At 71.8% G+C, this 13,094-nt stretch carries 10 protein-coding genes; 5 read left to right on the top strand and 5 right to left on the bottom strand.

Features of this window, described 5'->3' with window-relative positions:
• Both HLK59_RS42980 and HLK59_RS42975 read left to right on the top strand, forming a co-directional pair.
• Window positions 1-2,989, top strand: a 2,989-nt coding sequence (locus HLK59_RS42980; RefSeq protein WP_206328279.1) for a WD40 repeat domain-containing protein, incomplete at its 5' end; no start/stop codon positions are given.
• A 62-nt stretch (window positions 2,990-3,051) separates the two neighbouring features.
• The gene (locus HLK59_RS42975) at window positions 3,052-3,753 is read left to right on the top strand and encodes an SDR family oxidoreductase (RefSeq protein WP_171147106.1); all 702 of its coding nucleotides are present in this window, start codon (window positions 3,052-3,054) and stop codon (window positions 3,751-3,753) included.
• A gap of 47 nt (window positions 3,754-3,800) precedes the next feature.
• On the opposite strand, the gene HLK59_RS42970 is transcribed toward HLK59_RS42975, so the two are convergent.
• Window positions 3,801-4,415, bottom strand: a complete 615-nt coding sequence (locus HLK59_RS42970) for a hypothetical protein (RefSeq protein ID WP_171147105.1) — start codon at window positions 4,413-4,415, stop codon at window positions 3,801-3,803.
• A gap of 135 nt (window positions 4,416-4,550) precedes the next feature.
• On the opposite strand from HLK59_RS42970, the gene HLK59_RS42965 reads away from it, so the two are divergent.
• On the top strand, window positions 4,551-5,297 hold the full coding sequence (locus tag HLK59_RS42965) for a helix-turn-helix transcriptional regulator (protein WP_171147104.1): 747 nt from the start codon (window positions 4,551-4,553) through the stop codon (window positions 5,295-5,297).
• A gap of 58 nt (window positions 5,298-5,355) precedes the next feature.
• Here HLK59_RS42965 and HLK59_RS42960 read toward each other — a convergent pair whose 3' ends face one another.
• The 3 genes from HLK59_RS42960 to HLK59_RS42950 all read right to left on the bottom strand — a co-directional run bounded on the left by HLK59_RS42960 (window position 5,356) and on the right by HLK59_RS42950 (window position 9,914).
• Entirely contained in the window at window positions 5,356-6,192 is an 837-nt protein-coding gene (locus tag HLK59_RS42960) for an aldo/keto reductase (protein WP_171147103.1), read from the bottom strand.
• 130 nt (window positions 6,193-6,322) lie between these two features.
• Complete coding sequence (locus HLK59_RS42955) at window positions 6,323-8,149, bottom strand: AMP-dependent synthetase/ligase (protein WP_171147102.1); 1,827 nt, start codon at window positions 8,147-8,149, stop codon at window positions 6,323-6,325.
• A 265-nt stretch (window positions 8,150-8,414) separates the two neighbouring features.
• Window positions 8,415-9,914, bottom strand: coding sequence for an MFS transporter (locus tag HLK59_RS42950; protein WP_171147101.1), 1,500 nt, complete (start codon window positions 9,912-9,914; stop codon window positions 8,415-8,417).
• Between the two features lie 122 nt (window positions 9,915-10,036).
• On the opposite strand from HLK59_RS42950, the gene HLK59_RS42945 reads away from it, so the two are divergent.
• Window positions 10,037-11,026 carry an AsnC family transcriptional regulator gene (locus HLK59_RS42945; RefSeq protein WP_171147100.1) on the top strand — a complete coding sequence of 330 codons (990 nt, stop codon included), beginning with the start codon at window positions 10,037-10,039 and terminating at the stop codon, window positions 11,024-11,026.
• A 53-nt stretch (window positions 11,027-11,079) separates the two neighbouring features.
• Here the strand turns inward: HLK59_RS42945 and HLK59_RS42940 are convergent, their stop codons facing one another.
• Complete coding sequence (locus tag HLK59_RS42940) at window positions 11,080-11,943, bottom strand: LysR substrate-binding domain-containing protein (protein WP_171147099.1); 864 nt, start codon at window positions 11,941-11,943, stop codon at window positions 11,080-11,082.
• A gap of 145 nt (window positions 11,944-12,088) precedes the next feature.
• On the opposite strand from HLK59_RS42940, the gene HLK59_RS42935 reads away from it, so the two are divergent.
• Window positions 12,089-13,094: bile acid:sodium symporter family protein (locus HLK59_RS42935; protein ID WP_171147098.1), on the top strand; the 1,006-nt coding region annotated here is incomplete at its 3' end.

Below are 13,094 nucleotides of genomic sequence, written 5' to 3'. Positions count from 1 at the left end.
CGGGGTGGCGGGCGCTGGGATGCGGGACGCAGCCGACACCGACGTCCACGCTGACCTCGGCGTCGCCACCGGCATCGTCGCGGGCTGCGCGGGGCAACGGCCCGCCGTCATCCGCCTCCTCACCCCCGGCGCCCACCCCGCCCGTACCCACGAGGCACTCTTCGCCCCGCACTCCGGTCCCGGTGACACCCTGCTCGTCGTCGACCAGTTCGAGGAGGTCTTCACGCTCTGCGCCGACCCTGCCGAACGGGCCCGTTTTCTCGCGCAGTTGCTCACCGCGGCCGATCCGGCGGCGCGGCTGCGGGTCGTGATCGCCGTTCGGGCCGACTTCTACGGCCGCTGCGCCGAACTCGGCCCGCTGGCCGAGGCGTTGCGTGACTCGACCGTGCTCGTCGGTCCGATGGCGCCGGCCCGACTGCGGGAGGCCGTGGTCAGGCCGGCCGCCGCACGCCGGATCGTCGTCGAACGCGCCCTGACCGCCAGGATCGTCGCGGACGTCGCCGGTGAACCCGGCGGACTGCCGCTGATGGCCCACGCCCTGCGCGAGGTCTGGCGCCGCCGCACCGGCAAGACACTCACCCTCGCCGCGTACGAGGCGGTCGGCGGCGTCCAGGGCGCGGTCGCACACACCGCGGAGTCCGTCTTCACCGCCTGCACACCGGCCGAGGCGCTCGCCGTACGGGCGTTGCTGCTGCGGCTGGTGAACCCCGGCGACGGCACCGAGGACACCCGGCGGCCCCTGGACCGTACGGAGCTCGATGCCGATGCCGATACAGCGACCGCCCGTGTTCTCGAACATCTCGTCGGGGCCCGCCTGTTGACCGTCGACGGCGACACGGTCGAACTCGCCCACGAGGCACTGATCACCGCATGGCCCCGGCTGCACGGCTGGGTGGACGAGGACCGCGACCGGCTGCGCCTGCACCGCGGACTGACCGAAGCGGCCTGTGTCTGGGCCGAGTTGGGACGGGACGCGGGCGCGCTGTACCGGGGGGTGCGGCTGACGGAGGCGCGGGAGGTCTTCGGCGAAGGCGAACGCAGGGCGCGGCAAGGTGAGTTGAGCCGTCTCGAACGTGACTTCCTCGCCGCGAGCGTCGCCGCCCACGAGCAGAGCCGCCGGGCCGGCACCCGGGCGGCGCGCAGACTGCGGGCGCTCACCGGCGGGCTCGCCGTGCTGCTGTGTCTGACCGTGGTCGCCGGTGCCACCGCCTGGCGGCAGAGCGATGTCAGCGCGCGACAGCGCGACGAGGCCGAAGCCCGCAGGGCGGCCGCGCTGTCCGACACCCTGCGCTCCACCGAACCACGCACCGCGATGCGCCTCGCCCTCGCCGCCTGGCACACCGCCGACCTGCCGGAGACCCGGGCGGCCCTGCGCACCGCCGCCGCACAGAGCGAGCAGGACGTGTTCACCCAGCCCGAGGAGGGCGGCCGCGCCCTCAACGCGCCCGCCTGGCTCGACGGGAACGGGCGGATCCTCAGCACCGTCGTGGACGACAAGGTCGTCCAGTGGGACGTGCGGACGCATCGGCGCATCCGTTCCGTCGAGCGGCCAGGACTGTCGGAGCGGGTGCGGGAGGTCAGCCCTGACGGCAGGTTCGTCGCCTATCAGGGGCCCGGTCGCAAGGACGTGCTGATCGGCGGGCTGGTGGACGGGAGCACACGCCGGCTGGCGGTCGGTGAGCGGCTCGACACGGAGGTCGCGTTCGGGGGCGGCGGGCGGACGGTTCTCGTCCGGTGGAGGGTGCCGGGCGCCGACGACGGGCGCGCGACGCTCGAACTGTGGGACCTGCGGCGCCAGCGGGCCGTGATGCGGTACGAGCACGGCAGCGACGACGGGGCGATGCCCGTGCTGAGCCGTGACGACCGGTACCTCGCCTGGTGCGACCAGGACGGCGCGCGCCTGCGCGTCCTCGACGTCACCACCGAGCGCCTTGTCACCGGACAGGCGCCCGCGGCGACCCAACGGGCCGTGTGCCAGGGCGAACTCACCTTCACCGCCGATCAGCGGGCCGTGGCCGCCGGCACCCCCGACGGGGTCGTGACATGGGACTTCCGCGCGGGCCGGGAACGCCCCCCGCTGCCGCTCGACGGCGGCGCGCTCATCGTGGAGTTCACCGGCGACTACGCCCTGACCTGGGGTGTGGGCACCGTCGCGGTATGGCGTACGGACCTTCCGACGCCGCCGGGCGACCTGCCGCGCGAGCCGCTGCTGACGTATCCCGTGCAGAGCTCGGCCATCGGTGACTTCCGGCTGGATCCCGAGGAGGACGTGCTGCGCTATCGCGAGGGCGGACGCACGAGCGTCGTCCGCACCCTCTCCCTGCACGGGCTGACGGGCCGCGACTGGCGGGAGAAGGCGGCGCCCGACGCGACCGGGCGCGTCACCGTCGCAGGGGAGGAGACGCTCGCCGTCGACCCCACGGGCCGCACGGCACTCACCTACGAGGGAACGCTCGTCGATGCGTCGACGGGCAAGCCGCGCCAGGGGGCCGACGGAGCGGACGGAGCCGAGGGCGTCCGGGGAGAGGACGTCCTCACCACGGCCGCCTTCAGCGCGGACGGCGGATATCTGGCCGCCGCCGACCCGCAGGGCCGTATCACCCTGTGGGACGCCCGCGGTTGGCGCCGCCTCGCCGTCCTGAGAGGGTCCGGTTCGACCGTGCATCCGGTGACACTGGCCTTCTCACCCGACGGTTCACTGCTCGCGGGCAGCGCGCCGGACGGGGCCGTGCAGGTGTGGGAGACGGCCACACCCACCGTTCCCCCGGCCACGCTGCGGGCGGGGGACAGCCCGGTTCGACGTCTCCGATTCGCGGCGGACGGCGGGCTGTTGCACATCGCGACCTCGCATCTCACCGACCGTGTCGCCCCGTTGGCGCCCCGGGCGGCGGCGGACCTGGTGTGCGCGCGGGCCGGGGGCGGTCCGACGGTCACCGAGTGGCGCCGCTACTTCCCGTCCGCCGACTACCGTGCCACCTGCGGCACTTGACTTCGAGAACGCTCCAAGTGATCTACTCCCCGGCATCCGTCAGGACACCACAGGGGGTAACCATGACCGACTCTCCGGTCGCACTGATCACCGGCGGGGGCAGCGGCATCGGCGCCGCGGTCGCCCGGCAGCTGCTCGCGGCGGGCCACCGGGTGGCCGTCACCGGGCGCGGGGAGGAGCGGCTGAACGGCTTCGCCGAGGAGCTCGGCAACCCGGCCGGGCTGCTGACGCTCGTCGGCAACGCGGCCGAGTACGACAGTGTGCGGTCGGCTGTCGACCGTACGCTCAAGGAATTCGGTCGACTGGACACAGTCGTCGCCAACGCCGGTTTCGCCACCCACGACTCCGTCGCCGAGGGAGACCCCGCCGGCTGGACCGAGATGGTGCTGACCAACGTCCTGGGCCCGGCGCTGCTCATCCGTGCCTCCATCGACGCCCTGAAGGAGACGCGCGGCCGGATCGTGCTGGTCGGGAGCGTCGCCGGGTTCGTGCCCGGTCCGGGCAACATCTACGGGGCGACGAAATGGGCGGTGACCGGACTCGCCGAGAACACCCGGCGCCAGGTGACCGAGTGGGGCGTCGGCGTGACCCACATCGCGCCGGGCCGGGTCGAGACCCCCTTCTGGGACAGCTACGGCAGCCTCCCACCCGGCCACCTCCTCACCGCCGACCAGATCGCCGACTCGGTGGTGTGGGCGATCCGGCAACCTGAGGGAGTCGACGTCAACACGGTCGTCGTACGACCGATCGGCCAGCCCAACTGACGTGCGTGAGGGGCGCCCCCACCGAGTGGGGGCGCCCCTGGTGACGGCTAGCCGTACAGCTTGACCTCGCAGCCGAACGTCACGTCGATCCGGTCGACGTAGCAGACGTCGCGTCCCCCGTACGCGTAGATCACGTCCCGCTCGTCGTCCTGGGAGTAGAACGTGTCGCGGCCCGCGCTGCCCCGGAGGGTGTCCTTGCCGGCGCCACCGGTCAGTGCGTCGTTACCCCAGTTCCGGGTGAAGTCATGGCCGTCGCCACCGTCCAGTGTGTCGGCTCCCTCGTGGCCCCGCAGGGAGTCGTTGCCCCAGAACCCGCGCAGGCGGTCGGCGCCCCCGTATCCCTTGATGGCGTCATTGCCTTCCTCCCCGGCGACCAGGTCGTCACCGTCGCCGCCGGTCAGTCGGTCATCGCCAGCGTCCCCGCAGATGACGTCGGCGCCGCCACCGGCGTGGATCGTGTCCCTTCCGCCGAGACCGACGACGACGTCCTTGCCACCCGCCGTGTTGAGGGTGTCCGGCCCGTTGCCACCCCACACCGTGGCGTAGAAGCCGTAGCACCGCGGCGTCGCGGCCGCCGCCTGCGTCTGCGCTGCGACGACCGTGCCGCCCGCGAGGGCGACCGCCGCGCAGGCGGCCGCGAACGTCCGTGTCCTTGTCCTCATTGCTGAACCCCGTTCGTGGTTCGGATACCTGGAGTCCACGGTGAACTCACCCTGCCCCGACCACCATTCGCCATTTGACGAATCCCGCCGGCCCTCAGCGGTACCGTCGAAGAAGTCCGGCGAGAGGAAGCGGACATGAGCCGTCACTCGGTCACCGCACGGGATCTGCGGACGATGCTGGACGTCCTCGACGAGGCCCGGCACGACGACGAAGGGGAGTTCCCGCCCCGCAGCCTGCTGCGCGGCCTGGGCCGGCTGATCCCGTGCGACGCGGCCGGGTTCGACGAGACCGACATCCCCACCCGCCGGTACGTGCACCTCCAGGAGGAGCTGTACACCGGTGACTACGGCGATCCGCACGTCGAGGCCTACTGGCGCTGGCGGCACCAGCACCCGCACTGCCGGCTGGCGGAGCAGAGCTGCGGTCGCCTCCCGGTCACCCAGAACCTGGACTACCAGTCGGCACGGGAGATACGGAACCAGGCCTTCTACAGCGAGTATCTGAAGCCGGTCGTCAACACGCTCTTCGTGATGCTGCCCAGCGCGCCCGGCCGGATCCGCTCGTACAACTTCTCCCTGGAGAGCTCACGCCGCTTCAGCGACCGCGACCGCCTCGTACTGGAGTTGCTGCGTCCGCACCTGTACGCCGTCTACCGGGAGGCCGCCCTGCGGCGGCAGGCGCCGGTGCGGCTGACCGTCCGGGAGCTCGACGTCATGCGGGCCGTCGCGGACGGGCTGAGCACCGACGCCATCGCCCGCCAGTTCGTCGTCGCCCCCAGCACCGTCCGCAAGCACCTGGAGAACACCTTCCGCAAACTCGGTGTCTCCAGCCGTACCGCCGCGGTCGCGCGGCTGTTCCCGGAGCCCGAGGCGGGGACATAGCGGGGACATGACGAAGGCCCGGGCTACACCGCCGCCCGGGCCCCGAAGCGCCGTACTGTCAGGCCACGTTGAAGGTGGACGGGTTCGGACCCAGCCGACGGTCCTCGTTGAGCGCGCTGATCGCCGCGAGGTCCTCGGTGTCCAGGCTGAAGTCGAAGACCTCGATGTTCTCCTTGATCCGGGACGGGGTCACGGACTTGGGGATCACGACGAGGCCCAGCTGAAGGTGCCAGCGCAGGACGACCTGCGCCGGGGTGCGCCCGTGCTTCTGTGCGATGGCCACGATCGCCGGGACCTCCAGGAGGCCCTTGCCCGAGCCGAGCGGCGACCAGGCCTCGGTGGCGATGCCCTGCTCCGCGTGGTACTCACGGGCAGCGCGCTGCTGGAGATGCGGGTGCAGCTCGATCTGGTCGACGGCGGGGATGACGGACGTCTCGGCGATGAGGCGCCGAAGGTGATCGGGCTCGAAGTTGGACACACCGATGGCCCGGATCCGGCCGTCGGCGTGCAGCTTCTCGAACGCCTTGTACGAATCGACGTACAAGTCCCGCTCGGGGGTGGGCCAGTGGATCAGGTACAGATCCACGTACTCCAGGCCCAGCTTCTCCAGCGAGGTGTCGAAGGCGCGCAGGGTGGCGTCGTACCCCTGGTCGCTGTTCCAGAGCTTGGTGGTGACGAAAATGTCCTCGCGGGGGAGACCGGCGGCGGCGATCGCCTTGCCGGTGCCCTCTTCGTTGCCGTAGATCGCCGCTGTGTCGATGCTGCGGTACCCGGCCTCCAGAGCGGTGCTGACCGCCCGCTCGGCCTCGTCGTCCGGCACCTGCCAGACTCCGAACCCCAGCTGGGGCATCTCCACGCCGTTGTTGAGGATGATCGGGGGGACCTTGCTGCTCACGAGCTCTTGATCCTTACGGTTGCCGACAGGTGGTACTCACATCGTCAACGATCAACTGCCCCGATGCATTCCTGACCGCAGAATCAGTCGGAATCCGCCGGGAACCCGTGGGAATCCGCGGGGATCCGCCTCAGGCCCGGTACAAGGCCTCGACCTCGCCCGCGTACGTCGTCTCGATCGCCTTGCGCTTCAGCTTCAGCGACGGCGTCAGCAGCCCGTGCTCCTCGGTGAACGGCTGCGCCAGGATGCGGAACGTACGGATCGACTCGGCCTGCGAGACCAGGGTGTTCGCGGCGACCACGGCCCGTCTGACCTCCGCCTCCAGGTCCGCGTCACGCACCAGCTCGGCCGCCGTCAGCTGTGGTTTGGCGCGCATCGCCAGCCAGTGCTCGACGGCCTCCTGGTCGAGGGTGACCAGGGCGGCGATGTAGGGGCGGTCGTTGCCGACGACGATGCACTGGGCGACGAGGGGATGGTCGCGGACGCGTTCCTCCAGCAGCCCGGGCGCCACGCTCTTGCCGCCCGAGGTGACCAGGATCTCCTTCTTGCGGCCGGTGATGGTGAGGAAGCCGTCCTCGTCGAGGGAGCCCAGGTCGCCGGTGGCGAGCCAGCCGTCGTGCAGGGTCTCGTCGGTGGCCTTCTGGTTGTTGAGGTAGCACTGGAAGATGTTGGGGCCGTGCAGCCAGATCTCGCCGTCGTCCGCGATGTGCACGGTGACGCCCGGGACGGGCTGGCCGACCGTGCCGTAGCGGGTGCGCCCGGGCGGGTTGGCGGTCGCGGCCGCCGTGGACTCGGTCAGGCCGTAGCCCTCGTAGATCTGCACACCCGCGCCCGCGAAGAACAGGCCGAGCCGGCGGTCCATCGCCGAGCCGCCCGACATCGCGTTGCGGATCCGGCCACCCATCGCGGCCCGCACCTTGGCGTAGACGAGCTTGTCGAAGAGCTGGTGCTGCACGCGCAGACCCGCCGAGGGGCCGGGCCCGATGCCCCAGGCCTTGGCCTCGATGGCCTCCGCGTACTTCACCGCGACCTCGACGGCCTTCTCGAAGGGCCCGGCCTTGCCCTCCTTCTCGGCCTTGCGGCGGGCGGCGTTGAAGACCTTCTCGAAGATGTACGGCACGGCGAGGATGAACGTCGGCTTGAACGCGGCCAGGTCCGGCAGCAGAGCGGCGGCGTTGAGCTGCGGCTGATGGCCGAAACGGACCCCGCGGCTGATCGCGGCGACCTCCACCATCCGTCCGAAGACGTGCGCGAGCGGCAGGAACAGCAGGGTCGCCGCCTCGTCGCCCTTCTTGGAGTGGAACACCGGCTCCCAGCGCTCGGCGACCGTGTCGGCCTCCCACATGAAGCTGCCGTGGGTGATGACACAGCCCTTGGGGCGGCCCGTGGTGCCCGAGGTGTAGATGATCGTCGCGACGGAGTCCGGGGTGACCGCCTGCCGGTGCCGGTGCACCACGTCGTCGTCGAGGGAGGCGCCCGCGTCGTACAGCTCGTGCACGGCGTCGGCGTCCAGCTGCCACAGCCGGCCCAGCTGCGGCAGCCGGTCGATGACGGTGGCGATCGTCATCGCGTGGTCCTCGTGCTCCACGATCGCGGCCGTGCACTCGGCGTCGTAGAGCATCCAGAAACACTGCTCGGCCGAGGAGGTGGGGTAGATCGGCACCACCTGGGCGCCGATCGTCCACAGGGCGTAGTCGAAGAGGGTCCACTCGTAGCGGGTGCGGGACATGATGGCGACCCGGTCGCCGAACCGGATGCCCTGGGCGAGCAGCCCCTTGGCGAGGGCGAGCACCTCGTCGCGGAACTCCGCGGAGGAGACGTCACGCCACTGTCCGTGCTCGTCCTTGCGGCCGAGCGAGATGTGCAGCGGGTCCTCCTGGGCACGCCGGAAGACGACGTCGGCCAGTCCCCCCACGGGGGCCGGCAACGCCAACGGAGGATTGGTGAACTCGCGCAAACCCCGCTCCCCGCTCCCTGGTCCCCGTTCCTGGTGACGCACATGGTGACGCTCCGCACAGCGCCGTGAAAGCTACCCCACCCGACGACGGGACGGGAGGGGGTGCGGATCGGAGCCATGTTCAGGTTCGCACTGGTCAGCGCCGGAAAATGCGCTCACATGGGGAAGGGTCGGACACAAAGCTGACGGTTGAGTAAGTTTCGGCCCCGTAATCTCCACCGAATCTGTACGACCCGACTACGGCTCACGACGGCTCGCGGAAGGATCAGTTCCGCTGTGCCGCCTTCTCCTCTGTCAGCGTCTTCGCGGCCGGATCCGTCACACCCGGGCCGGCCGCACCCGGCGTCCGGACCAGAGCGAGGACCAGCACCCCGCCGACCGTCGCCAGCGCGCCCGCGCTCACCGCCGCCGTGTTGAGCCCCGAGGCGAACGCGGCCCGCAGCACCTGCTCCGGGAAGGCGCCCCGCAGCGCCCCGGCACCGCCGCCCGCGAGGGTGTGCGCCGCCTCCTGCGGCAGCGTGTCCCGCATCCGGGAGGTCAGCGCCGTACCGAAGCCGGCGATCCCGAGCGCGTACCCGAGCTGCCGGAAGGTGTTGACGGCGCCGCCGGCCATCCCCGCCCGCTCCGGCGGTACGGCGGCCAGCGCGGCCCCCGCGATCCCGGGCGCCACCAGCCCCGTACCGAAGCCCACCAGCAGCAGCCCCGGCACCAGCGCCCCCGCACCCGACCCCGCGTCCAGCACCGCCATGCAGAACTGCCCCGAGCCGATCAGCAGCAGTCCGCCCCCGACGGTGATCCGGGCCGGCACCCCGTGCAGCAGCCGCCCGCCGGCCGCCGACACCACGAACGCGGCCAGCGACATCCACAGGAACACCAGCCCGCCGCGCACCGGACTCATCCCCAGCACGGTCTGCGCCCAGATGGAGGTGTACGCCATCACACCGAACGCCGCCGCGTTGTAGGCGAGCGCGCCCGCCATCACCCCGGAGAACGCGGGCCGCAGGAACAGCCGCAGATCGAGCAGCGGATCGGCCACCCGCCGCTCCACCGCGACGAAGCAGACCAGCGCGAGCGCCGCGAGCCCGAAGGCGACGAGGGTGCCGGCCGCGGTCCAGCCGTGCGACCCGGCCCGCACCGCCCCGTACGTCACCCCGCCCGCGAAGGCCGCGAACGTCGCCGTACCCGCCCAGTCCACCCGGCGCCCACGCGCCACCCGCGACCTGGGTACGACCCGCAGCGTCAGCCACACCGCGGCCACGCTCACCGGCAGATTGACGTAGAAGATCCACCGCCAGCCCGGCCCCTCGGTCAGCAGCCCGCCCAGCACCGGCCCCACCGCGGCCGCTCCGCCGCTCACCGCACCCCACACACCGAGCGCCACCGACCGCTGCCGCCCCTGGTAGACCGAGCCCAGCAGCGGCAGGGTCGTCGCGAACATCGCGGCCGCGCCCACCCCTTGCAGACCCCGGGCCGCGACCAGCGTCCCCGGTCCGGAGGCGAGGCCGCACAGCAGCGACGCCACCGCGAACAGCACGACACCCGCGACATGCACCCGCCGGTGCCCGAGCACATCGGCCGCGGCCCCGATCCCGAGCAGCAGCGCGGCCAGCGCCAGCGCGTACCCGTCCATCACCCATTGCAGATCACTCAGCGACGCGTCCAGCGAACGCGCCATGTCCGGCAGCGCGACGATCGCGATCGTCACATCCAGCAACAACATGAACGTGCCCAGGCACACCGCGGTGAGCGGCCCCCATGTACGCATGTCCTCAACTCCTCGTCCGTCGTCCTCGTCCGTTGACTGCGCAGCACTTCGTACGATGGCTCCGGTGCGGACGATCCCATCGATGATGGGTGGGTGAACGCCGGAACTCGACAGGAGAAGGCATGTTGACGCTGGAATCCACCGTTCTGGACGCCCTCGACCTCCAATTGCTCTCGGCGCTGGAGGTGAACGGCCGCGCCTCCTTCAGCCGACTCGGCGCGGTGCTCGGGGCCTCCGACCAGACGATCGCCCGCCGCTACCGCAAGCTGTGCGCCGAGGCGGGACTGCGGGTCCTCGCGCTCCGCGACCCGCACGTCCTCGGCGAGGACCAGTGGATCCTCCGGTTCCGCTGCGCGCCGGACAGCGCCCCGGCCATCTCCGACGCGCTCGCCAAACGCCCCGACACGGCCTGGATCGGGCTGGCCTCCGGGGGCACCGAGATCGTCTGCATGACCAGGCCGCGCGGCCCCGGCGACCACGACGAACTCCTGCTCGGCAAGCTGCCCCGCACCCCGAGCGTGGTGGACATCCGCGCCCACCAGCTGCTCCATCGCTTCTACGGCGGCCCGGCCGGCTGGTCGAGGAAGTTCGGCGCGCTCGACGACGAGCAGATCGCCGCCCTGCGCCCGCACCCGGAACCCGGGCCCGGGCCCGGAACGGCACGTATCGAGCCGGACGACGAACCCCTGCTCGCCGTCCTGCGGCGCGACGGACGCGCTGGGTTTCCGGAGCTCCAGCGCGCGACCGGCCGCTCCGAGTCGGCCGTCAAACGCCGGCTCGCCGCGCTGCTCGCCTCGGGGGCCGTGTACATCGACATCGAGTACCACTCCGAGGCGCTCGGCTACCCACGGGCCGCGTCCCTGTGGATCACCGCCGCCCCGGGCGCCCTCACCTCCGTCGGCCAGGCTCTCGCCGGTCACGACGAGGTGGCCTTCGCCAGCGCCACGGCCGGCCCGTCCAACCTCGTCGTGACCGCGGTCGTCAGGGACACGCGGGGGCTGTACGCCTACCTCAGCGGACCGCTGGGCCGGCTGGCGGGGGTCCAGCACGTGGAGGCGACGCCGTTCCTGCGCAGGGTGAAGCAGCTGACGTACGAGGTGCCCGGCCGCTGACGTACGAGGTGCCCGGCCGCTGACCCGAGAGGTGCCGGCCGTCGACGTACGGGCTAGCGCCGGTGGAGGCGGTCCCCGCCCGTCAGGATCGCCGCCGCGAGCGCGTCCGCCGCGCCCTGGGCCGCCGTACGTCTGCGGCCGTGGACCAGGACGAAGTCGACCCGGCCGAGTTCGGGCAGGCCCGCGCGGTCCGGCATGCGGGCCAGGCCCGGCGGGATCAGGCCGCGGGAGTGGGCCATCACGCCGAGGCCGGCGCGGGCCGCCGCGATGAGGCCGTTGAGGCTGCCGCTGGTGCAGACGATGCGCCACTCGCGGCCCTGACGCTCCAGAGCCTCCAGGGCCAGGGCGCGGGTGATGCCCGGCGGGGGATACACGATCAACGGAACCGGACGGTCCGGGTCCAGCCGCAGGCGCTCCGCGCCGATCCACACCAGCCTGTCGTGCCAGACGAGTTCACCGCGCGGATCCTCCGGCCGCCGCTTCGCCAGCACCAGGTCCAGCTTCCCGGCCTCCAGTTGCTCGTGCAGGGTGCCCGAGAGCTCGACGGTCAGCTCCAGGTCGACCTCGGGATGGTCGTAGCGGAAACCCTCCAGGATCTCCGGCAGCCGGGTCAGCACGAAGTCCTCCGACGCCCCGAAGCGCAACCGGCCGCGGAGCCGGGTACCCGTGAAGAACGCCGACGCCTGCTCGTGCACGTCCAGGATCCGGCGCGCGAAGCCGAGCATCGCCTCGCCGTCCTCCGTCAGTTCGACGGAGTGGGTGTCCCGGGTGAACAACTGCCGCCCCGCGGCATCCTCCAGACGCCGTACGTGCTGGCTGACGGTCGACTGGCGCAGCCCGAGCCGCCGGGCGGCCTGCGTGAAGCTCAGCGTCTGCGCCACCGCCAGGAACGTACGCAACTGGGACGGGTCGTACATGGCCCGGATCCTAGCGCGTCTTATCGCGAAACGTGATGACAGTCAGTGCGGTATGCCGGATTCCCGATCGCGGGTGCGAGGAGGACGATGAAGGGGGGTCCTGCGGCCCCCGTACCGCCCACAGACACACGCTAGATGGAGCACCGTGAAACGCCTGCGTTGGCCGAGTTGGATGCCGATCGACCCGTACATCCTGCTGCTCCTGGGAACGGTGGGCCTCGCCGCCCTCCTCCCGGCGCGCGGGACGGGCGCGGACGTCGCCTCCGGCGCCTCCACCGCCGCGATCGCCTTCCTCTTCTTCCTCTACGGCGCCCGCCTCTCCACCCGTGAGGCGATGGACGGGCTCAAGCACTGGCGGCTCCACATCACGGTCCTGGCCTGCACCTTCCTCATCTTCCCGCTGCTGGGCATGGCCGCCCGCGGCCTCGTCCCGGTGCTGCTGACCCAACCGCTCTACCAGGGCCTGCTCTTCCTCACGCTCGTCCCCTCGACCATCCAGTCGTCGATCGCCTTCACCTCCATGGCCCGCGGCAACGTGCCCGCCGCGATCTGCGCCGGCTCCTTCTCCTCGCTGGTCGGCATCGTCCTCACCCCACTGCTCGCCGCCGCCCTGCTCGGCAGCGGCGCGGGCGGGTTCTCCGCCGACTCGCTCGTCGAGATCGTGCTCCAGCTGCTGGTGCCGTTCCTCGCCGGGCAGGTGCTGCGGCGCTGGATCGGCGGCTTCGTCACCCGGCACAAGAAGGTCCTCGGCCTGGTCGACCGCGGCTCGATCCTCCTCGTCGTCTACACCGCGTTCAGCGAGGGCATGGTCCAGGGCATCTGGCACCAGGTGAGTCCGATGCGGCTGGCCGGACTGCTCGTGGTCGAGGCCGTGCTGCTCGCCGTCATGCTGGCGTTGACCTGGTACGGCACCAAGGCGCTGCGCTTCGACCGCGAGGACCGCATCGCGATCCAGTTCGCGGGCTCGAAGAAGTCCCTCGCCTCCGGACTGCCCATGGCGAGCGTGCTGTTCGGCGCGCACGCCTCGCTGGCGGTGCTGCCGCTGATGCTCTTCCACCAGATGCAGCTGATGGTGTGCGCGGTGATCGCCAAGCGCCGCTCCCTCGACCCGCGCCCGGAGGACGGGCCGGGGGACGGGCCGGGGGACGTGG

Source organism: Streptomyces sp. S3(2020) (assembly GCF_013044505.1).
Classification (GTDB): domain Bacteria; phylum Actinomycetota; class Actinomycetes; order Streptomycetales; family Streptomycetaceae; genus Streptomyces.
This window is presented reverse-complemented; position numbering and strand designations above follow the sequence as displayed.

What these genes read in the sequence shown, in the direction of transcription:
- HLK59_RS42975 (WP_171147106.1), top strand. Translation starts at nt 3,052, where the DNA reads ATGACCGACTCTCCGGTCGCACTGATCACCGGCGGGGGCAGCGGCATC.
- HLK59_RS42970 (WP_171147105.1), bottom strand. Translation starts at nt 4,415, where the DNA reads ATGAGGACAAGGACACGGACGTTCGCGGCCGCCTGCGCGGCGGTCGCC.
- HLK59_RS42965 (WP_171147104.1), top strand. Translation starts at nt 4,551, where the DNA reads ATGAGCCGTCACTCGGTCACCGCACGGGATCTGCGGACGATGCTGGAC.
- HLK59_RS42950 (WP_171147101.1), bottom strand. Translation starts at nt 9,914, where the DNA reads ATGCGTACATGGGGGCCGCTCACCGCGGTGTGCCTGGGCACGTTCATG.
- HLK59_RS42945 (WP_171147100.1), top strand. Translation starts at nt 10,037, where the DNA reads ATGTTGACGCTGGAATCCACCGTTCTGGACGCCCTCGACCTCCAATTG.
- HLK59_RS42940 (WP_171147099.1), bottom strand. Translation starts at nt 11,943, where the DNA reads ATGTACGACCCGTCCCAGTTGCGTACGTTCCTGGCGGTGGCGCAGACG.